Origin of the sequence: Streptomyces sp. NPDC014995, assembly GCF_043080745.1 — a bacterium.
Lineage (GTDB): Bacteria > Actinomycetota > Actinomycetes > Streptomycetales > Streptomycetaceae > Streptomyces.
On record NZ_JBIBVX010000021.1, the window covers coordinates 81822 to 102533 of the forward strand.

Genomic DNA, 20712 nt, shown 5'->3' on the forward strand with positions numbered 1-20712 from the left:
CGTGAGGATGTGACCGGTACGTCCCCGCGGGCCCGGTGTGAGGTCCACGGCGGCCCGGTCGCCGCCGTTGTCGCCGCGGACCATCCAGCCGAATGTTGAGCCGACCGGGCCCTGCGCCGTGATGTCGGGCGGGTAGCCGACCGCCGTGCCGACGCGCTCCGATGTGCCGACGCGCTCCGCCGTGCCGACGCGCTCCGATGTGCCGACGCGCTCCGCCGTGCCGACGCGCTCCACCGTCGGGCAGTCGTCGCCCCGGTCTCCTTGACCAGCAGGAGCCGACCCGGATGCGCCCGCCGGTGCCGGGCTCCACGGCGGGGGCCGGGACCGGGCGGACGCAGCACCACGGCCCCACGCGCCGACGGGCACGGCCGGCCGGCGCACCGGGCCCCGTGCCGGTCGCGGTCGTCGCGCACCGGCATGCCGCAGCGGCGGGCGCCGGTCGGTCGGCGTACGACAAGGCGCCGGCCTGCGTCAGCGGCGGCTCATCGCCCCGTCACGCCGGCGGGCGGCCGGACGGCGGCAGCGGAGGGACGGCCGACACGACCACGCAGCCAGCGCTCGGCAGGGTGCTCCACGCAGTGGTAGGCCAGGGCCGCGGCGCCCAGGCTCACCACCAGGACACCCGCCCAGAACAGGAGGGTCTCGCTGCCCGGGGCGGGCTTGCCCCACTCGAACACGGCCGCTCGGATCACGATCTCGTGGAGGAGGTACCAGGCGAACGACCAGTGCCCGAGCCGGATCATCCACGGCCCGCCCAGCCCGGTGCGCCGGCCGTCGAGGTCGGCGCGGGCGGCGGCGCAGATCAGCGCGGCGAAGAGTGGCGCCGACAGCCACTGTGAGGCGTTGTAGGGGCTGTACCAGAGGGCGTCCGGTACCGCGTTCGACCAGGGGATGAGCAGCAGGTGCCAGCCGACGGCGAGTCCGGTCGCCACCGGCAGGGGCAGGGGAGGCCGCCAGCCGCGCTTGAGGGCGAGCCCGGCCACCACGCCCAGCACGAACTGCAGCGAGCGGGTCGGCGGCAGGTAGTCCAGAGCCCAGTTGCGGGTGGTGGGCGGCAGACCGGACAGGGCCGGCCACAGCACGAGGGCGGCGCAGGTGACGGCGAGCGCCGTCCACGCCCAGACCCGGGCGCGGCGGCCCGCGAGCAGCGCCAGCAGCGCGGGGAAGGTCAGGTAGAACCAGGCCTCGTCACTGAGCGACCAGGCCGCCGGGTTGCCTCCCGTGAACATGACCGGCTGCGGGAACCAGGCGTGCGCCAGCAGCAGGGTCGCGGCCACCGCCTTGAGCGACACGGCACGGTCCATGACCGCCCACACGGCGACCGACAGGCCGGTGCTGACGGCGAGCAGGGGCCAGATACGGGCGAAGCGCCGCCACAGGAAGACCCGTGTGGGCACCCGCGCCCCGTCGTACGTCCAGGCGAGCACGACGCCCGACAGCACGAAGAAGAACGTCACGCCGCTGCGGCCGTACCAGACCGTCTCGCTGAGTCCCGGAACGACGCCGACCTGTCGGGACAGGTGGTACAGGACGACGAGCAGAGCCGCCCAGAAACGCAGCCCCGTCAGCGAGGGCAGCCGGTCACGACCGGTCTCCGGTATGGAATGCAAAGATTGGTCCTTCAACTTCTGGCACGCGAGGTCCCGCACGGCGGAGCAGAGGCTAACACCGGGCAGGGGCCGCGCCCGCCCCACCGCGTCCCGGCCGGGATCAGCCCGCCGCCGCCCGCTCGATCAGGTCCGCGGCCCTACGGACCCCGTCGCGGCCCCGGATGGTCTCGGAGGCCTTGGCCAGGGTGCGCCGCAGCCGGGTGTCCCGCAGCAACTTCTCCAGGGCGCCGTGCAGTTCGTCGTCCGTGAACCGGTACGGGTCGAGCCGGACGCCGTAGCCCAGCTCGGCCACCCGCTGGGCGTTGTCGTACTGGTCCCAGAACAGCGGCAGCAGGATCATGGGCTTGCCGAAGTGGAAGCACTCGGTGGTCGTGTTGTTCCCGCCGTGCGTGATGACGAGGTCGACCAGCGGGAGGATCCGCGTCTGCGGCAGGAACTCCGCGCCCCACATCGTGGGCGGCAGCTCGATCTCCTCGTGCAGCGGCCCTTTCGAGACGATGTACCGGTGCGGGGTGCGCGCCAGCGAGGCGATGACCCGGCGCATCAGGCCGACGTCGGCGGAGCCGAGCGAGCCGAGGCTGAAGTACACCAGCGCGCTGCCGTCCGCGCCGCCCGACGGGCCGGTCAGTTCCGCGGGCAGGGCGAACTCCTCGTCCGTCTCCCGGACCGAGGAGTCCAGCCGGTGCCAGGCAGGGCCCAGCGGACGCGCCTTTGTGTAGTCGGCGATCTCCGGATACACGTACAGGTTGAGGTCCCCCTCGTGGATGAACTCCAGGTCGGGCAGCGGCCGCGCGCCCTGCCGCGTCACCCAGGTGTCGAAGTCGGCCCACGCGTCGCGGTGCGTCCGGTCGTACTCGGCGCGGAACTCGGCCCAGCCGGTGGGGTCGTCGGCCGGGTACCCGGAGAACGGCGGGGGAACGTGCTCGCCCTTCACCTCCAGTGGATTGCAGGAGACGATCCGTACGAAGGGCACGCCCGCCGTGGTCAGCGCGGGGAAGCACACGACGTTGTCCTCGACGATCACGTCCGGCCGGACCCGGTCGACGACCGCCTTCAACTGCGGCTCGCAGTACCGGGCACCGGAGACCAGCTCGTCCCAGACCGGCCTGATCCACGTCCGCAGCTGTTCGATCGTCGGCTTCCGGAACTCGGGGGCGGTGTCCCGGACGAAGTCCTTCCAGAACCGGCCCGCGTCCTGGGGCTGTTCGGACGGCGGAGCCAGGTCGACCAGGTCCTCCTCGAAGCCGAGCGGGGCGAGTCTGCCCTTCCAGGACGCCTCCGCCGCGAACACCACCCGGTGGCCCCGGCGGCGCAGGACGTCGCCGATGCCGACGCAGTTGTTCGTCGGACCGTGGGCGCTCTCCGGTGCGAAGAGGATCGTCAGGGGTCGTCTCACGGAGCCGTCTCTCCTTCCGTCTTCCAGGTCGTCGTGCCGTCCCGTCCCGTCATGCGGTCATCCGGCATTCGTCGCCCGGCATTCGTCACCCGTCATGCCTCGTACGGCGTGCCGCCATCCGTTATCCGTCATTCCTCTCCTGCGTGACGCCGTCATCCGTCATTCCGTCTCGATCAGGACCGTGCTGTCCGGATCCCGGCGCAGCGGGGCACGAGGGCCCGGGGTCCGCCGTCGCCGGGCGGTCGTCTCCGTGCCGGCGGCCCGTGCGCGGGCGCCCCGAACCCGGTCCGATGTGCGAAGTCGCCCGGCGCGGTGGAGCCTGGGAACCATGCAGCGCAAGGGCGTGCGCCGACAGCAGACGGCCGGGGAGGACGTGGAGTCCGCTCTGGACGAGCTGTACACCACCCCGCCGCCCCGGTTCGTCGCCCGCCGTGAGGAACTGGCCGCCGCGGCCAAGGCGGACGGCCGTGCGGAGGACGCCCGCAGGATCCATGCCGCCCGCCGCCCCTCACTGGCGGCCTGGGCGGCGAACCTGCTGCTGCGGTCCGAGCCGCGGGAGAGCCGGCGGTTCCTGGAGCTGGGGCAGGCCTTGCGCGAGGCGTACGGCGGCATGGACAGCGCCGGAGTCAGGGAGCTGTCGGTGCAGCGCCGGCGCGTGGTCTCCGAGCTGTCCCGGCAGGCCGTGCGGATCGCCCTCGAGGCGGGGCACCGGCTGTCGGGCGCGGTGCAGCAGGAGGTCGAAGCGACCCTGCACGCGGTCCTCGCCGATCCGGCCGCCGCCGACCAGTGGGCCGGCGGCCGACTGGAGAGCGCCCTCGTCCCGCCGTCGCAGTTCGCGACCGGCACGGCGGCCACCGCCGGCGCGCCGCCCGAGCCGCCCGAATCGTCCGAACCGGCCGGGCCGAAGACCGAACCGCCTCCGGCCCGGCCGAAGGACGACCTAGCGGAGCAGCGCCGTGAGCGGCAGCGACGGCTCGCGCGGGCCAGGACGGCGGCCAAGGAGGCCGAGCAGCGGCTGCGGGCCCGCCGCACGGCGCGGGCCGACGCCGACGCGCGGCTGAGGCAGGCGCGCGGCGACCACGACCAGGCCCGGCAGCGGGTGTCGGATGCCGAACGGCGGCTACGGCAGGCGCGCGAGGAACTCCAGCGCGCCGCCGACACGGAACGGGAGGCCGAGGAACGGAGCCGGGCGGCGGCTGAAGCGGTCGTCCAGGCCGAGCGGGAGACACAGGAGGCTGCCGACGAGGTGGACCGGCTCTCCGCACGGACCCCGTGACAGTGCTCTTCGTACGCCGCACGTTCGGTCACGACGAGTACCCGGTGCCCGCCTGCCGGCCGTGGGCCGTCGCGCCGACGGACGTCCCGGCCGGCCCCTGACGGACACCGGCATCGCCCTCACCCCGGGTGTCGGCCCGCCCGGCCGGGCCCGGTTCGTCGGACGTTGACAAAGGCGCCGCCCGCCGCTGCGTTGTTGTGAGCATCGCCCGACCGGGCCGTCCGCACGCACCTACGGTCCGGCTATGAACACGAGTCGCAGCAGAGCAGGAACCGCGAAGACCCTGCGCAGCGCCGCGCTGGCGGTGCTGCTGACCTCCGGGGCGCTCACCGCGGCGGCCCCGAACGCCCGGGCGGAGAGCGGCCGGACGGAGACGGCCGTCGTCTCGACGAGCCCGGTCACCGGGGTGACCGAGACGGTGGTGCGGGTGAGGGCGCCGCTGCCGGCCTCCTTCGGGGCCCGTCCGGCGGCGTGCGACTGGCTGTCGTACCTGCGCTACCGCGCCTCCGACGGGCCGCGGGCATCGGCCGACGCCGACCGGATCCTCGTCGCCCAGCCGGGCATCCTGGAGGGGGCCGGGGCGTTCGACAGCGTCGCCCGCAACACCGTCGCGCGCGCCGCCGACCAGGGGCGGCACATCGAGTTCTGGGCGCTGGACCGGCGCTCCAACTGCCTGGAGGACCGCACCGGAATCGCCTCCGGCGACCAGCACACGGCCGTCGACTACTACTACCGCGGCAAACAGGTCGACGGGCGCGCCTTCGCCGGGTTCCTCGGCAACGACCGGCTGGGATGGATGGCGAAACTCGGCATCGAACAGACCGTCCGTGACCAGTACGACCTGCTCGCCGCCGAATTGCCCGACCAGGGCCTGCGCCAGCGGAAGGTGCTGTGCGGAGGCCACTCGCTCGGCGGCGTCGTCACCGGGTACTTCGCGACCGCCGACTTCGACGGCGACCGGACCACCACCGCCGACGCCGGGCACCGCCAGTGCGCCGGCTACTTCGCCCTCGACACCACCGTGTCCACCTCGCTCGCCGACCTCAGCGGCAGCATCCCGGACGACACCAACCTGCCCGACATCGGCCTCGGTTACGGCGTGGTGCAGGCCGGGCTCGACAGCGGACTGCTGCCGCGCTCGCTCTCGGCGCCCGTCCTGCTCAACCCGGAGACCATGACCCTGCTGGCCATCGCCGGCCTGGGCGCCGTACGCGATCCCGGCGGCGAGGCCGACCTGCCCGCCTACCTGCCCTCCAACGCCAACATCGAGACGACCAACCGCTTCCTGTTCTCCAAGGACACCGCCGCCTTCCTCACCGGGGCGCCCGCGGTGAAGGACTTCCGCCTCACCAACGAGGCGGTGCTCGGAGCGCTGATGGACGACAACTCCGTACCGCTGGCGTTCCTCCAGAGCAGCGTCGGCTTCTTCGACGGCGGGCCGGTCGCCGACAAGAGCTTCCCCGTCGCCAACGGCGGCGACCAGCAAGCGGGGCTGTTCGGCACCGCGTACAAGGCCATCCCGGACCGGCCCCACGGGCCGCTGTACACCTGGCGCGACTACGACCGCGTGGGCGATCCCGACGACCCCGGGTACCGCTCGGCCGACGGCACGCCGTTCACGAGCGCCGGCAAGGAGGTCACCGACGTACAGGAGCTGGCCCGCAGCCTGGCCGAGCAGCCGCTGGACTTCACCGAGCAGTACTTCCCGACCAAGCTGGTCACCGACCTCCAGCTGTCCTCCTCCCCGCAGGTGAAGCGGCTCGTCGTCCACCCCGACGGGCTCACCGCCAACCCGACGCTCACCGTGCTCGCGGGCGACGGACTGCTGGCCGGCCGCATCCCCGCCGACCTGCACCCGGTGGTCGCCGACGGCTACCAGCACCTCGACGTGCTGACCGCGGCCCCCGCGCAGAACAACGGGCGGCCCGAACCCGTCTCCACCAGCCTCACGGACTTCGCCCGGACTCCCGAGTAGCGCACCCGCAGAGGCGGAAAGGGCCCGGGAGGAACTCCTCCCGGGCCCTTCTGCCGCGTGTTCGCGCGCCGCGGGTCAGACCTTGCCGGCGGCGAAGGCGGCCGCCGTGTCGGCGTCGTCGCGGTAGCCGAGATGGGCCAGCGTGTCGCCCCCGCCGCTCTCGCAGACGGGGTCACCGTCCGCGCAGATGTCGAAGGTGCGGCTCTGGTAGGTGCCGGTGACGCTCTTGCCGAGCGCCCGGATCGGGTTGCCGAACAGCAGTACCGCGGCGACCTTCGGTTCGACCGCGGCGGGCAGGGTGGCCACGATGGGGCTGCCGACCACCGCGCCGGCGCTGCTGATGCCGATGGAGTTGTCGACGACATTCGCGCCCTGCGAATAGCCGACCAGGATGAAACGCTGGTTCGGGCAGGCGGCCGCCTGGCTCCTGACGTGGTTCACCAGATCCGCATTTCCCTGTGCGGCCGAGGTGAGGGAAAGGTCCGCGGGATAGTTCACCCGGTAGCTGGAGAGGTTTTTGCCCGTCAGTTTCCGCTGGAGGGCGGAATACACCGGGTCGCCGACGATGAAGCCGAGAGTGCCCGGCTCGAAGGTGCCGCGGGCCGCGACGACCTCGATGTCCGAGCAGGCCGCGGCCGATGCCGTGGGCGCCGAGAGGGTGGCCAGTCCGGCCCCGCCGACCAGCGAGAGCGCGGCGAGGCACAAGCGAATACGCATGGGGATCCTTTGCGGGTGGGGCGCGTGCGGCGCCTGCGGAAAAGGACGCCCCGAACGTATTCGCGTTCGCCGGCCGGGTGTTATGGACGGGAATTCAGAAACTCCCGGGTTTTTGTTGCCGAGATGAGCGGGGGAAATACGTCACGTGGCACAGCCGCTCCGGTCCCGCAGTTCCTCGGCGCGCAGGGCCAGGATGAGGTCCAGGCGGGCGCCGGGATCGTGCAGCGCGTCGCCGAACAGCTTCTCCAACTGGCGCAGGCGGTAACGGACCGTCTGCGGATGGACGTGCAGCCGGGTGGCGACCTCCGGCACGTTGCTGCCGCTGAGCAGCCAGGCCAGCAGCGTCTCGGCGAGCCGGGCGCGCTGCCCCTCAGACACCGCGTCGAGCGGCGCGAGGACCCGCGCCGCCAACTGGGCGAGCAGCAGCTCGTCGCTGTGCAGCAGCAGGGTCGACAAGTGGTCGGCGCAGCGCACCACGCCCTGCCGGGGAAGGATCCCGCGGCCCATCAGCCCCAGGGCGCGGGTGGCCCAGTGCAGCGACCGGGCGGCCTCGGTGAGCGGGACCGTCGGGCCGATCGCGGCCGGGCGGCCGCGCAGGGCGAGGGCGAACGCCCGGCCGCCGAAGCGGCCGGAACCGTCCGGGTCGGGCACCAGCATCCGGGGCGGCCGCGACTCCATGTCCACCAACGCGCCCGCCGCCGCCAGCGGCCGGTCCCCCTCCCCCTGCTCGGGGCCGGCCGCGAGCGCGACGACGGCGACCTGCCGCGGCACCGGCCACCGTGCGCCGTGCGCCAGGTCCTGCACGGCCTCCGGGGACACCGGACCGTCGCCCAGCAGCAGGTCGAGCAGGCGCCTGCGGCGCCGCTCCAGCTCGTCCGTGCTGCGCAGTTGAGCCTCCGCGTAACCGGCAGCGGCCGCCTCCGCCACCTCGTGCACGGTCCGGAACGCCAGCTCGCCCAGCGCGGCGACGACCGCGGAGTCCAGGCCGAGCTCCTCGGCCGTACGGCCCAACAGCCGCCAGGCGTGCAGCCCGCCGACGCGCAGCGCCGACTGCAACGCGTCCAGACCGCGGCCCTCCGTCGCCTCGCCGCGCCCGAGTTCGTAGTACGTCGCGGCGATCGCGTCCCCCTGACCGCGCGGGTCGGCGATGTGGTCGACGAACAGGGTGAGTGCCTGGACGACCCCGGCCCTGAGGTGCGCGCGGTACGTCCCGTCGGCCGGCCGCGCGTACTCCGGAACCTGTCTGCGCACCTCCTCCTCGACCTCGTCGGCGACGGACTCGAGCCGGGCGCGCAGCAGCTTGGCCAGATCGGGCGGCACGGGGGAGGCGCCGAGGCCGTCCGGTACGCCGTGCGGGGTGGGGGCGGCCACGGCGGACCCTCCTTTCGCACGGAAGCGGCTCACCCGCGGTTGGTTGACCGTGGGGCGAGGCGCCAGTCCCGAGTTGGACGGGCGGCCCCTGCGCTCCGTTCCGTGCCCCGACGGCACTCCCCTCACTCCGGCACCCCCAGCGCACGGGCGAGCATCGGCCACGACGCGGTGAACTCCCGCTTCCAGTAGGCCCAGCTGTGTCCTCCTCCCGCGTAGTAGTGCGTGGTGACCGGGATGCCGAGCAGTGCGAGCGTGTCGGTGAAGCGGTGCGCGGAGGGCCACAGGGCGCTCTCCAGCGTCTCGGGGAGCCAGTCACCGCTGCCGCCGGCCACTCCGCTGCCGCTGGAGACGTACAGGCCGGTGCCGCGCAGCCCCGCGGCCCGGGCCCGCGGGTTGTGGTCGCGCCAGGTGAGCGGATTCAGGACCGGGTTGCCCCACAGGGAGAGCGGCGGCAGCTTCTCGCGGGCCACGATGGCGTCCAGGATCGGCGGCACGCCCGGCGCCGTGGTGTCGAGGATGCCGCTGTAGGAGGCCGCCGCCGCGAAGGTGGCGGGGTGGCGTGCCGCGTGCGCCATCGCGCCGTAGCCGCCGGTGGAGACGCCGGCGACGGCCCGCACGCCGGAGGCCCGGTAGGAACGGGCGAGCAGCGCCGGCACCTCCTCGACCTGGAAGGTCTCGTAGTCGGGACCGGCGCGCCAGGCGGTGGGAATGCCGGTGGATCCCGCGTCCGGCATCGCCACGATCAGGTCCCGGCCCTCGGTGAAGGCCTCGATGTCCGTCTCCCGGGTCCAGGACGTGTAGTCGTCGTGGGCGCCGTGCAGCAGGTACAGCACGGGATAGGTCCGCCCGGCCCGCGCGTCGAAACCCGACGGCAGGATCAGCCGCACCGGCGCGCTGCGGCCCAGGGCGGCGGAGGAGACGGAGACGTCGAGGGTGCGCGGTCCGAGCCGGGTCGCGGCCCGGGCGGTGACGGCGCGGGCTCCGAACAGGGCGGTCAGACCGGCGGCTACCGCGGCTTTGGTGACGGTGCGTCGGGACGCTCCGGTGAAGTGGTGGGGCATGCGGCTCCTCGGATCCGGTTCAGCGGGTGTGCTCGGCGAACCGCCGTCGAAGGTGGGCGGCGATCTCGTCGACGTGCGGTGGGTCGAGCAGCGACAGATGGTGTCCCGCGACCCGCACCACCGTCAGGCGCGGGCACACCTCGTCCCAGCCCAGTGCCTCGTCGTCCCGCTCGTACGCGGGATCGCGCACGGTGTGCGGAGCGGGCTCGGTCGCCCGGTACAGGACCACTCGTCCGTCGTGGCGCCCCGGCCGGTGGGCCTCGCCGATCCTCAGGTCGAGGTAGGAGGAGCGCTGGTGCTCCAGGGCGGCGGCCGGCACGTCGGCGGCCTCGCGCAGCGCCCGCAGCACGGTGTCGATGCGGTCGCCGTCGTCGTCCATCGCGACGAGGTCGTCGTACGGCAGCTCCAGCCGGACCCCGTAGGCGTCGGCGACATGGCGGGCGAAGCCCGTGAAGTGGGCGCGGATCCGGTCGGCCGGTGTCAGGCCGGGCCGCGGGAGGGGCCGTACGGAGTCGATCAGCACCACCAGCTCCACCTCCCGTCCGGCGGCGGTGAGCTGCCGCGCCGTCTCCTGGGCGACGAAGCCGCCGAAGGACCAACCGCCCAGCAGACAGGGCCCCTCGGGGTGGACGGCGGCGACGGCCTCGGCGTAGCGGCGTGCCCTGTCGGTCACCGTGGGAGCGTCCTCGAGCCGCTCCAGTCCGTACACCGGCCGCTCGTCGCCGAGCCGTTCGGCGAGGGACCGGTAGACGTCGGTGGTGCCGCCGGCGGCGTGCACGAGGAACAGCGGCGGCCCGGACCCGGCGGCGCGCAGGGTCGTCAGCGGGGAGCGCTCACCCGCCGGCCGTGCGGTGAGCGCCTGTTCGATCCGAGCGGCCGCCTCCTCGACGGTGGCGGCACCGAGCAGGTCGCGCAGGGGCAGTTCGATCCGCAGCTCGCGTTGCAGGGCGGTGCGGATGCGGACGGCCATCAGCGAGTCCAGACCGAGGTCGGCCAGGGCGGTGGAGGGCGCGACACGGGCCGAGGGGTGGCCGGTGACGGCGGCGATGTGATGACGGAGGCGACCGCAGACGGAGGCGTCCTCCGCCGCGCCGGCCTCGTCCTCCGGTGCCGCCGGTGCGCTCGTGGCCGCGGCGGCGCTCGTCCGCCCGTCCGTCCACCAGTACCGCACGTGCCGCCAGCGCGGCGCGGGCAGGTCGATGACCCGGCCCGGCGGCAGGGGCAGGCGTCCGCCCGCGGCATACAGGGCTCCCACCTGCGTGAGGAACGCCGAGGAGCCGTCGGCGTCGCGGCGCAGCGTGCCGAGGGCGAGGGCGCCCGGCACGGTGTCGGTGACGGCCCGGGACAGGACCGGGTGGGGCGAGATCTCCACGAAGGCGGTGTGACCGTCGGCCGCCGCCGCAGTGACGGCCCGGTCCAGGCGCACGGGCCGTCGCAGGTTCGCGGCCCAGTGGGAGGCGTCGAACACCGCGTCGCCGCGCGGGTCGTCCAGGACGGTGGAGTACACCGGAACACGCGGCCGTCCGCCTCGGATGTCGGCCAAGGCGTCCATCAACTCCGGCAGCAGCGGCTCGACTTGGGGTGAGTGCCCGGCCCCGGTGACCCGCATGGCGCGGGCGGTCCGCCCCGCGCGCTCCAGCCGTCGTACGACCCGTGACACCGTCGGCTCGTCGCCGGTGACGACCTTCTGACCGGGTGAGGAGTGGACGGCGACGTGCACACCCGGGAAGTCCCGCAGCAGGGCGTCGAGTTCGCCGTCGTCGAGGTCGACGACGGCCATGGCGCCGCCCCGCAGCCCGCCGAGCAGCCGGGCTCGCACGGCGACGACCCGTGCCGCGTCCGGCACGCCCAGCGCGCCCGCGCACACCGCGGCGGCCACCTCGCCCAGGGAGTGGCCGATGACGGCGGCGGGCTCGACACCGTGCGCGCGCCACAGCTCGGCGAGCGCCACCTGGAGGCCGAACAGCACGGGCTGGGCGACCTCCACGCGATCGAGGGCGGCACCGGAGGCCAGCTGGTCGTACAGGGACAGACCGCACTCCGGGGCCAGGTGGGCGTCGAGCTTCTCCACGGCCGCGGTGAAGGCGGGCTCCTCGGCCAGCAGCCGACGCCCCATGCCGGCCCACTGGCTGCCGTACCCGGAGAACACCCACACCGGACCGGGCCCGACGAGATCGCGCTCACCGGTCACCACCCGGGCGTGGGGACGCCCCCGCGCCAGCGCGCCCAGTGCGTCCGCGAGTTCGGCACGGTCACGGGCGGCGACCGAGGCGCGCACGGGCCCGCGGCCGGCCCGCCCGGCGAGTGTGCGCGCCACGTCGGCGGGGTGCGCCGCGCCCCCCTCGGGTGTGCGGAGCCAGTCGGCGAGCCGGGCCGCGGTGTCCCGGAGGCGTGCGGTGTCGACGTCGGAGAGGAGGTGGAGTCGGGCGGCGGGCTCCTCGGCCCGCGGCGGCGCGGCCGTGGGACGCCACTCCTCCAGCACCGCGTGGGCGTTGGTGCCGCCGAAGCCGAAACCGGAGACCCCGGCCGTGGCCGTGCCGCCGTAGCGGGGCCACGGCTCGCACTCGGTCACCACCCGCAGCCGTACGTCGTCCAGGGCGCTGCCCCCGGCGCAGTGCAGGGACGGCGGCACCAGGTCGTGGTGCAGGGCCAGCACCGTCTTCACCAGCCCGGCGATGCCCGCGGCGGACTCCAGGTGACCGAGGTTGCCCTTGACGGAGCCGAGGAGCAGCGGCTGGTCCGGGTCGCGGCCCGCACCGAGCACGGCGCCGAGCGCGCCCGCCTCGATCGGGTCGCCCAGCGGCGTGCCCGTGCCGTGCGCCTCGACGTAGTCGATGTGCGCCGGGGTGAGCCCGGCCCGCGCGCAGGCGGCCCTCAACAGGGCCCGCTGTGCCGCGGGATTGGGCGCGAGGAGACCGTTGGAGCGGCCGTCGGAGTTGACGGCCGTGGCGCGGATGACGGCGAGGACGCGGTCGCCGTCCCGTTCGGCGTCGGACAGCCGCTTCAGCAGCACGGCCGCGCACCCCTCGCCGCGTCCGATGCCGTCGGCCACCGCGGAGAACGGTTTGCACCGCCCGTCCGGGGCGAGGGCGCCCGCCCGCCGGAACGCGACGGTGACGGTGGGGGAGAGCAGCAGGTTGACCCCGGCGGCGACGGCCGTGTCGCTCTCGCCCGTCCGCAGGCTGACGCAGGCGTGGTGCATGGCGACCAGCGACGACGAGCAGGCGGTGTCGACGGCCATGCTCGGCCCGCGCGTGTCCAGCACGTACGCCACCCGCCCCGCGGTCACGCCCAGCGCGCCGCCGGCCGGCGCCCAGGGGTCGACGGCGGCCGGGTCGGCGCCGGTCAGCGCGCCGTACTCCGGGGCGGACACACCGACGAAGACACCGGTGGCGGTGCCGGCCAGGGACGCCGCCGGGACGGCCGCGTGGTCGAGCGTCTCGTGGACGACCTCCAGCAGGATCCGCTGCTGCGGATCCATCACCGCGGCCTCGCGCGGCGAGACGCGGAAGAAGTCCGCGTCGAATCCGGCGATGTCGTCGAGGTAGCCGCCGTACGCAGGCGCGTCGGCGGGCGGGAAGGCGGTGAAGTCACGCCACCGGTCCTCCGGGACCCGCCGGATCGCGTCGACGCCCCCGGTCAGCAGCCGCCAGTAGTCGTCCGCGCCGTGCACACCGCCCGGCAGCCGGCAGCCGACGCCGATGACCGCGACGGGCTCGTCGGACACGGGAGCCGGCGCGGCCGGCGCCGCCGTCGGCGTGACCGCCGCGCCGCACAGGTGCGCCACCAGGGCGTCCCCGGTGGGCGCCTCCCACAGCAGCGTCGCCGGCAGCTCACGACCCGTCACCCGGGAGAGTTCCCCGGCCAGGACCACCGCGTCGCGCGAGGACATGCCGAGGTCCGCCAGCGGCCGGTCCATCCGGACGTCCGCGACGGCCGTGCCGGTCCAGGCGGACACCCGCCCGGCGATCAGACGGCGCAGCGCGCCCTCGTCGACGGCCCTCACCCGGCGGCCCCCGGCGCGAAGGCGCCCGCCAGATAGCGCTCGCGGGTCAGCGCCCGTGACACCTTGCCGCTGGACGTCCGGGGCACCGTGCCCGGCGGAACCACGACGACATCGGCGAGCCGCAGCCCGTGCCGGGCGGAGACCGCCGCACGCACCGCGCGGACGAGGGCCGGCAGATCGGTCTGCGCGGGGTCCGCGTTCCGCGCGTGCTCGGCGACCACGACCACCCGCTCGCCCGGGCCGCCGGGAACCGCGAACGCGGCGAGCCGGTCGCGCCGCACGGCCGGGTGCGCGTCCTGGGCCGTCGCCTCCACGTCCTGCGGGTAGTGGTTGCGGCCGTCGACCACGATCAGATCCTTCAGACGGCCGGTGACGACCAACTGGCCGTCCAGGACCGTCCCCAGGTCCCCGGTGCGCAGCCAGCCACCGGGACCGTCCGCGGCGTCGGCGAACGAGGCGCCGAAGACACGCCCGGTCTGCTCCTCCCGGTTCCAGTAACCACGCCCCACGTTGGGACCTGCCACCCAGATCTCCCCGACCTCCCCCTCGGACAGCCGGACGCGGGACACCGGATCGGCGATGCGGACCCGCTGGCCCGCCGGAGTACCGCAGCCCGCCACCAGCACGGCCAGGGGATCGTCGGGCCGCGCCGGCAGCGCCTTCCCGGCGGTGAGGGCGTCGCGGTCGAGCGCGAACCGGCGCAACGGTTCCCCGGGCCGCGCGGCACTGACGAAGACGGTGGCCTCGGCGAGCCCGTACGACGGACAGTGGGTGTCCGGCGCGAGTCCACGGTCGGCGAACGCGGCGTGGAAGCGGTCGGCCGTGCCCGGGCGGACCGGTTCACTGCCGTTGATGAGCGCGGCGACGCCGTCCAGCCGCAGGTCCGCCTTCTGCGCGTCGGTGACGGCCGAGGCACAGTAGTCGTAGGCGAAGTTGGGCGCGGCACTCACCGCGCGCGGATGCGCCGCGAGCAGCCGCAGCCAGCGCACGGGCTCGTGCAGGAAGGCCACCGGATCCATGAGCACCGACAGCAGACCCCGCACGACGGGGGCGGCGACACTCAGCACCAGCCCCATGTCGTGGTAGAGCGGCAGCCAGCCCACGCAGGTCACCGGACGGTCGTCGGCACCGTAGGCGGTCAGCGCCTGGCGGGCGTTGGCGACGACGTTGGCGTGGGTGATCTCCACGCCGGCCGGGGTCCGCGTCGAGCCGGAGGTGTACTGGAGGTAGGCGACCGCCGAGCCGTCCGGCGGGACCGGCCGCCCGTCCCCGGCGGCGGCGTCCGGCACCTGGTCCGCCACGACGATCCGCACCGGTGCGCCCTCGCCCTCGCAGAACTCCCGTACGTCGCCCGTCGTCCGACTCGTCGTCACCACAGCACGCGGACGCGCGTCGGCCAGGACGGCCGAGAGCCGGTCGCCGTGCCCGGGCAGCCCGGGCGGGTACAGCGGTACGGCGACCAGCCCGGCCGCCTGCGCGGCCAGGAAGGCGGTGACGTACTCCGTGCCCTGAGGGCACAGCAGCGCGACCCGGGATCCGGGCTCGGCCTCCTCGGCCAGCCGGGCGGCCAGCGCCCGCACGCGCAGGTCCAGGCGCCGCCAGGTCAGGGTGCGGTGAACGCCACGCGCGTGCGGAGCCGGATGGTCGACGAAGGTGAACGCCCGGCGGTCCGGGGCGTGTTCGGCCCAGTGCCGCACGTACTCCGGCAGACTCCGGTACGCGGGCGCGAGCGGGGGGCGGCGGGTGTCCATCGGGGATGGCTCCTCACATCGCGGGAACGGCTTGCGGGTCGGGCGGTGCCGGGCGGGTCAGAGCGGGATGTTGCCGTGCCGGCGCTGCGGCATCGGGGCCCGCTTGCCGCGCAGCGCACGCAGGGCACGGCAGACCTGGGCGCGGGTGTCGCGCGGGGCGATGACGGCGTCGACGTAGCCGCGCTCGGCGGCGGGATACGGCGTCCCGTGCGTGCTCTCGTACGCGGCGACGAGCCGGGCGCGCAACGCCTCCGGGTCGTCGGCGGCGGCCAGTTCGCGCCGGTGCAGGACGCCCACGGCACCCTCGGCGCCCATGACGGCGATGCGCGCGGTGGGCCAGGCCAGGTTGATGTCGGCGCCCAGGTGCTTGGATCCCATCACCGCGTATCCGCCGCCGTACGCCTTGCGCACCACGACGGTGACCTTGGGGACGGTCGCCTCGGCGTAGGCGTACAGCAGCTTGGCACCGCGCCGGATGATCCCGGCCTGCTCCTGGCGGACGCCGGAGAGATAGCCGGGGACGTCGGCGAAGGTCAGCAGCGGGATGCCGAAGGCGTCGCAGAACCGCACGAAGCGCGCGGCCTTCTCGGAGGCGTCGATGTCGAGGACACCGGCGGCGTGCAGCGGCTGGTTGGCGACGACACCGACGGAACACCCGTCGACGAGCGCGAACGCGCAGATGATGTTCGGTGCGAACAGCTCCTGCACCTCCAGCAGTTCGCCGTTGTCGACGACCGCGCGCAGGATGTCGCGCATGTCGTAGGCCTGCCCGAGCCGGTCCGGCACGATCTCGTCGAGCCGAGCGCCGGCCGGCGCGGGCGCCGGCGCGTACTCCGGGGGCGGCTCGAGGTTGTTGGCGGGCAGGTACGACAGCAGGTCCCGTACGGTGTCCAGGGCGTCCACCTCGTCGGCGGCGAGGAAGTGGGCGTTGCCGTTGACGGTGTTGCTGGTACGCCCGCCGCCCAGTTCCTCGGCGCTGGCGCGTTCGCCGGTGACCGCCTCGATGACGTCGGGTCCGGTGACGAACATGTGCGAGGCGCCGTCCACCATCACGGTGAAGTCGGTGATGGCCGGCGAGTACGCGGCCCCGCCGGCGCACGGCCCGAGGACGACCGAGATCTGCGGGATCACACCGGACGCCTTGACGTTGCGGCGCACCAGCTCGGCGTAGAGGGCGAGCGAGGCGACGCCCTCCTGGATGCGGGCGCCCCCGCCGTCGTTGAGCCCGATGACCGGGCAGCCCGTCTTCAGGGCGAGGTCCATCAGCGCGACGGTCTTCTCACCGAACGCCTCGCCCATGCTGCCGCCGTGGACCGTGGGGTCCTGGGCGAACACACACACCGGACGTCCGTCGACCGTCCCGTACCCGGTGACCACCCCGTCGCCGTAGGGACGACGGGCTCCGTCCCCGCTTCCCCTGCCCCGGACGAACAGGCCGGTCTCGGTGAAGGAGCCCGCGTCCAGCAGCAGGTCGATCCGCTCCCGGGCGCCGAACTCCCCGCGCCGTCTCGGCCCGAACGGGGCCACCGCCCGCGCCCAACGGCTCTCCAGATCGGCCAGGCGCCCGGCGGTGCCGTCGGACTCGCGCGCCGCCGTCTCCCTCGTCCGGGATGTCGTCGCCTCTCGCGTCACAGCCACCTCCGAAAGTGGCTTCGACTATGGCAGCGAGACGGCGCAGGATCCTGGGGAACCCGGTTCTGTTTGCGCGAGGTGAGTCCCGTGGGAACCGGGTTCGTTCCCCTATGACAAGAGGCTGGCGGCGGGCTCTATTCGACCTTGGCCCAGTCGAGTGTGCGCTCCACCGCCTTCTTCCAGCCCGCGTAACCTTCCGCGCGCTGCTCGTCGGACCACTGGGGCTCCCAGCGCTTGGACTCCTGCCAGTGGGTTCGCAGTTCGTCCGTGTCCCGCCAGAAACCGGTGGCGAGTCCCGCCGCGTAGGCGGCGCCGAGCGCGGTGGTCTCGGCGACGACCGGGCGGCTGACCGGAACGCCGAGAACGTCCGCCTGGATCTGCATGCACAGGTCGTTGGTGGTCACACCGCCGTCGACCTTGAGCACGTCGAGGTGGACACCGGAGTCCTGCTCCATGGCCTCGACGACGTCGCGGCTCTGGTAGCAGATGGCTTCCAGGGTCGCCCGGGCGAGATGGCCGTTGTCGTTGTAGCGGGCGAGGCCGACGATCGCGCCGCGGGCGTCCGAGCGCCAGTAGGGAGCGAACAGGCCGGAGAACGCGGGGACGAAGTACATGCCGCCGTTGTCCTCGACGGTACGGGCCAGCGTCTCGCTCTCGGCCGCGCTGCTGATGACCTTCATCTGGTCGCGCAGCCACTGCACCGCGGACCCGGTCACCGCGATGGAGCCCTCCAGGGCGTAGACCGCCGGGCTGTCACCGAACTGGTAGGCCACGGTGGTGAGCAGGCCGTGCTGCGAACGCACCAGCTCCGTACCCGTGTTGAGCACGAGGAAGTTGCCGGTGCCGTACGTGTTCTTGGCCTCGCCCGGCGCGTAGCAGACCTGTCCGACCGTGGCGGCCTGCTGGTCGCCGAGCACCCCGCTGATCGGGATGGCGGTCCGCAGGGGCCGGGAGGTGCGGGTGACCCCGAACGCCTCGCGGTGGGAGGAAGGGTTGATGGTGGGCAGCATCTCCCGGGGGATGCCGAAGAAGCCCAGCAGCTCGTCGTCCCAGTCCAGGGTCTCCAGATCCATCAGCATGGTGCGGCTGGCGTTGGTCACGTCGGTGGCGTGGATGCCGCCGTCGGGGCCGCCGGTGAGGTTCCACAGCACCCAGGCGTCCGTGTTGCCGAAGAGGGCGTGGCCCTGCTCCGCGGCTTCGCGGACACCGTCGACGTTCTCGAGGATCCACTGGATCTTCCCGCCGGAGAAGTAGGTCGCCGGCGGCAGCCCCGCCTTGCGGCGGATGACCTCACCCCGACCCGAGCGTTCCAGGGCCGCGGCGATGGAGTCGGTGCGGGTGTCCTGCCAGACGATGGCGTTGTAGTAGGGACGTCCGTTGCGCGGATCCCACACCACGGTGGTCTCCCGCTGGTTGGTGATGCCGATTGCCGCGAGGTCGTCGGGGGACAGGTTGCCGTGCCTGAGCGCGGTCTGCATCACCGAGTTGGTGCGTTCCCAGATCTCCACCGGGTCGTGCTCGACCCACCCGGACCGCGGAAGGACCTGGGTGTGCTCCAGCTGGTGCTTCGCCACCTCGTTGCCGGCGTGGTCGAAGATCATGAATCGGGTGCTGGTGGTCCCTTGGTCCACCGCACCCACGAAGTCAGCCATGGGATGCCGCCTCTGTCGTGGGTGTCAGCCCTCGGGCGTGGGCATGCGGCCGGGAGGCTCCGGAGCCCCCTTGGGCAGGAACCGGCCGATGAGAGCCTTGTACAGGCCGGCGCCGAGCAGGCCGCCGATCAGGGGACCGACGATCGGTACCCAGAAGTAGAAGTTTCCGTACTGATCTCGCCATGCTCCGCCGTAGCCCGTGATGAAGCTGGCCAGTCGGGGCCCGAAGTCGCGTGCGGGGTTGATCGCGTACCCCGCGTTGGTGCCCCAGGCCATGCCGATGGCGACGACGATCAGGCCGATGATGAACGGGGCGAGGTTCGCGCCCGGTGGTGAGTTGAGCAGGTCCGTGACGGCCAGGACCAGCAGCAGCAGGAGGGCGGTGCCGATGACCTGGTCACGGAAGGCGCCCCACTCGTAGACCGGCAGGTTCGTGTTGCCGTTGGCGGGGAGCGTGGAGAAGACACCTTGTGTCTTGATGGTGTGGCCGGGGTCGGCCTTCGCCAGTGCCTCGGTGTAGTTCCAGCGCACGATGAGGGCGGCGACGAAGGCGCCCGCCGTCTGCGCCACCGCGTACGGCGCCACCTTGCTCCACGGGAAACCCTTGAACGCGGCCAGGGCGAGGGTCACCGCGGGGTTGATGTGGGCGCCGCTCAGCCGGGCGGCGACGTAGACGCCCATGGTGACGCCGATGCCCCAGCCCCAGGCGATGCTGTCGTGGTCTCCGAGACCGCCCGGCGGCGTCGTGAGAGCCCCGCCGGCGACCACCTGGGCCACCACGCCACAGCCGAACAGGATGAGAATCATCGTGCCGGCGAACTCGGCCGACAATTCGCCGACCAATCCCGACCTTTTGAGTCGCTCAGCCATTGAAAGCCCCGCTTCCCACCGGCCCAGGGACCGGGTGTCGAGTGCCCGAGCTTTTCTCGGATCAGGATAGGCCGATCATGAAGTAAGCGCATATGTAGCAAAAAGTCCCTGTCCTTCCGTGTTGTGGATCCGGGCGTGGGCGCCCGAGGGAATGGTTGCGCCGGTCCGCAGTGACATCCGTCACCCCGGTTCACCGCGTCAACGCCGTTCGGTAGTACATGGCGCGCGGGCGACATAGGCGGATGTGCCGTCTGCAAGCAGACATACGGTGCACATGATCCGGCCGCGTGGGTCCGCATCGGCTCCTTCACGCCGCCGCCCCGGCGCCGGTGGGTTCCTGGCGGAGCGTCAGCTCCTGACGCCTCCCGGTCGAGCCGGGTCAGCACACCCCCGCGCCGGATTCAAGGGCTCCGGGCGTCTACGAGGCGGGGTAGTGGTGAGGGTCGTTGCCGCCCTCGCACCCAGGTTTGAGAATGACGGGCTCCAGAAGGCGTCACCGCAGGTCAGGGCAGCATCCGTGCAGGCCGGGCCCACCGGAGGCGCACCCTCGAGATGACCGAGCGAGGCCCGCATGAGGAAGCACCGCAGGACGACGCGCCACCGGCACATAGCCATCGCCGCCGTCACACTTGGCGCGCTGGCAATACCGTCCGCCGCCATGGCCTGTCTGAACGATCAGAGCGCCGAGGGCGCCGAGTCCTACGGTCGGTGGAAGAACTGGACGAACGCGTCCTCGGGGGAGCGGTGGAGGGACGGCGACGCCACTTCCCGGCCCGTGGCCCCGGCTTCACCGGCGGCCACCGCGCCCGCGTCGACGGCGCCCCCCAAGCCCAAGGCGCCCGCCGCAGCGTCTCCGAGCGGCTCCGGCACCGCGGCCCCGGCGTCCAGCGCCGTGGCGCGGATCGTGGCCCTCGTCAACAGCGAGCGCGGCAAGGCCGGCTGCTCCCCGGTGACCCTGGACGCGAAGCTCTCCAAGGCCGCCCAGGCCCACAGCGCGGACATGGCGAGCCACCGGAACATGTCGCACACGGGCTCCGACGGTTCGAACCCGGGCGAGCGGATCACGCGGGCCGGCTACAACTGGAAGACCTACGGCGAGAACGTCGCGTACGGATACTCCACCCCCGAGCAGGTCATGGCGGGCTGGATGTCCAGCCCCGGCCACAAGCGCAACATCCTCACCTGCGGTTTCAAGAACATCGGTGTCGGCCTCGCCCAGCCCGGCAACTACTGGACGCAGGACTTCGGCACGGCCCGCTGACCGACCAGGACGGGCCCGCGCACCCAGCCGGCTCCGAGCACCCCGACCTGCCGCGCGAGTCGAGGCGGGCCCCTCGCGGGGGCCCGCCTCGACGTTCCGCGAGGGGGGTACCGGTGTGGGGGCGGAGGGGGAGC

The 20712-nt window shown here is 73.5% G+C and carries 13 protein-coding genes; 3 read left to right on the plus strand and 10 right to left on the minus strand.

Annotation, left to right across the window (positions count from 1 at the left end; genetic code table 11):
• Positions 1-482: 482 nt before the first annotated feature.
• Both ACF1A1_RS33940 and ACF1A1_RS33945 read right to left on the minus strand, forming a co-directional pair.
• Complete coding sequence (locus ACF1A1_RS33940) at positions 483-1610, minus strand: acyltransferase family protein (protein ID WP_392005145.1); 1128 nt, start codon at positions 1608-1610, stop codon at positions 483-485.
• Positions 1611-1710: 100 nt separating this feature from the next.
• Complete coding sequence (locus ACF1A1_RS33945; protein WP_392005147.1) at positions 1711-3006, minus strand: glycosyltransferase; 1296 nt, start codon at positions 3004-3006, stop codon at positions 1711-1713.
• A 328-nt stretch (positions 3007-3334) separates the two neighbouring features.
• Here ACF1A1_RS33945 and ACF1A1_RS33950 point away from each other — a divergent pair, with 328 nt between their 5' ends.
• The gene (locus ACF1A1_RS33950) at positions 3335-4282 is read left to right on the plus strand and encodes a hypothetical protein (RefSeq protein WP_392005149.1); all 948 of its coding nucleotides are present in this window, start codon (positions 3335-3337) and stop codon (positions 4280-4282) included.
• Positions 4283-4526: 244 nt separating this feature from the next.
• On the plus strand, positions 4527-6257 hold the full coding sequence (locus ACF1A1_RS33955) for a hypothetical protein (RefSeq protein ID WP_392005151.1): 1731 nt from the start codon (positions 4527-4529) through the stop codon (positions 6255-6257).
• Between the two features lie 75 nt (positions 6258-6332).
• Here the strand turns inward: ACF1A1_RS33955 and ACF1A1_RS33960 are convergent, their stop codons facing one another.
• The 8 genes from ACF1A1_RS33960 to ACF1A1_RS33995 all read right to left on the minus strand — a co-directional run bounded on the left by ACF1A1_RS33960 (position 6333) and on the right by ACF1A1_RS33995 (position 19317).
• On the minus strand, positions 6333-6974 hold the full coding sequence (locus ACF1A1_RS33960) for a cutinase family protein (RefSeq protein WP_392005153.1): 642 nt from the start codon (positions 6972-6974) through the stop codon (positions 6333-6335).
• Between the two features lie 141 nt (positions 6975-7115).
• Positions 7116-8345, minus strand: a complete 1230-nt coding sequence (locus tag ACF1A1_RS33965) for a PucR family transcriptional regulator (RefSeq protein WP_392005155.1) — start codon at positions 8343-8345, stop codon at positions 7116-7118.
• A gap of 122 nt (positions 8346-8467) precedes the next feature.
• The gene (locus tag ACF1A1_RS33970) at positions 8468-9406 is read right to left on the minus strand and encodes an alpha/beta hydrolase (RefSeq protein WP_392005157.1); all 939 of its coding nucleotides are present in this window, start codon (positions 9404-9406) and stop codon (positions 8468-8470) included.
• Positions 9407-9425: 19 nt separating this feature from the next.
• Positions 9426-13412 (minus strand): acyltransferase domain-containing protein, encoded by a 3987-nt coding sequence (locus ACF1A1_RS33975; protein WP_392005159.1) that lies wholly within the window; start codon positions 13410-13412, stop codon positions 9426-9428.
• Positions 13409-15163, minus strand: coding sequence for a fatty acyl-AMP ligase (locus tag ACF1A1_RS33980; RefSeq protein WP_392005161.1), 1755 nt, complete (start codon positions 15161-15163; stop codon positions 13409-13411). The genes ACF1A1_RS33975 and ACF1A1_RS33980 overlap by 4 nt, the downstream gene beginning before the upstream one ends.
• A gap of 57 nt (positions 15164-15220) precedes the next feature.
• Positions 15221-16795, minus strand: a complete 1575-nt coding sequence (locus ACF1A1_RS33985; protein ID WP_392005310.1) for an acyl-CoA carboxylase subunit beta — start codon at positions 16793-16795, stop codon at positions 15221-15223.
• Positions 16796-16929: 134 nt separating this feature from the next.
• The gene (glpK, locus tag ACF1A1_RS33990) at positions 16930-18447 is read right to left on the minus strand and encodes a glycerol kinase GlpK (RefSeq protein WP_392005162.1); all 1518 of its coding nucleotides are present in this window, start codon (positions 18445-18447) and stop codon (positions 16930-16932) included.
• Between the two features lie 24 nt (positions 18448-18471).
• Entirely contained in the window at positions 18472-19317 is an 846-nt protein-coding gene (locus ACF1A1_RS33995) for an MIP/aquaporin family protein (RefSeq protein ID WP_392005164.1), read from the minus strand.
• Between the two features lie 571 nt (positions 19318-19888).
• On the opposite strand from ACF1A1_RS33995, the gene ACF1A1_RS34000 reads away from it, so the two are divergent.
• Positions 19889-20578, plus strand: a complete 690-nt coding sequence (locus ACF1A1_RS34000; protein ID WP_392005166.1) for a CAP domain-containing protein — start codon at positions 19889-19891, stop codon at positions 20576-20578.
• Positions 20579-20712: the final 134 nt, after the last annotated feature.

Coding starts and splice junctions, on each gene's coding strand:
- glpK (WP_392005162.1), bottom strand. CDS start 18,447: ATGGCTGACTTCGTGGGTGCGGTGGACCAAGGGACCACCAGCACCCGA.
- ACF1A1_RS33995 (WP_392005164.1), bottom strand. CDS start 19,317: ATGGCTGAGCGACTCAAAAGGTCGGGATTGGTCGGCGAATTGTCGGCC.
- ACF1A1_RS33980 (WP_392005161.1), bottom strand. CDS start 15,163: ATGGACACCCGCCGCCCCCCGCTCGCGCCCGCGTACCGGAGTCTGCCG.
- ACF1A1_RS33955 (WP_392005151.1), top strand. CDS start 4,527: ATGAACACGAGTCGCAGCAGAGCAGGAACCGCGAAGACCCTGCGCAGC.
- ACF1A1_RS33960 (WP_392005153.1), bottom strand. CDS start 6,974: ATGCGTATTCGCTTGTGCCTCGCCGCGCTCTCGCTGGTCGGCGGGGCC.
- ACF1A1_RS33950 (WP_392005149.1), top strand. CDS start 3,335: ATGCAGCGCAAGGGCGTGCGCCGACAGCAGACGGCCGGGGAGGACGTG.
- ACF1A1_RS33970 (WP_392005157.1), bottom strand. CDS start 9,406: ATGCCCCACCACTTCACCGGAGCGTCCCGACGCACCGTCACCAAAGCC.
- ACF1A1_RS34000 (WP_392005166.1), top strand. CDS start 19,889: ATGAGGAAGCACCGCAGGACGACGCGCCACCGGCACATAGCCATCGCC.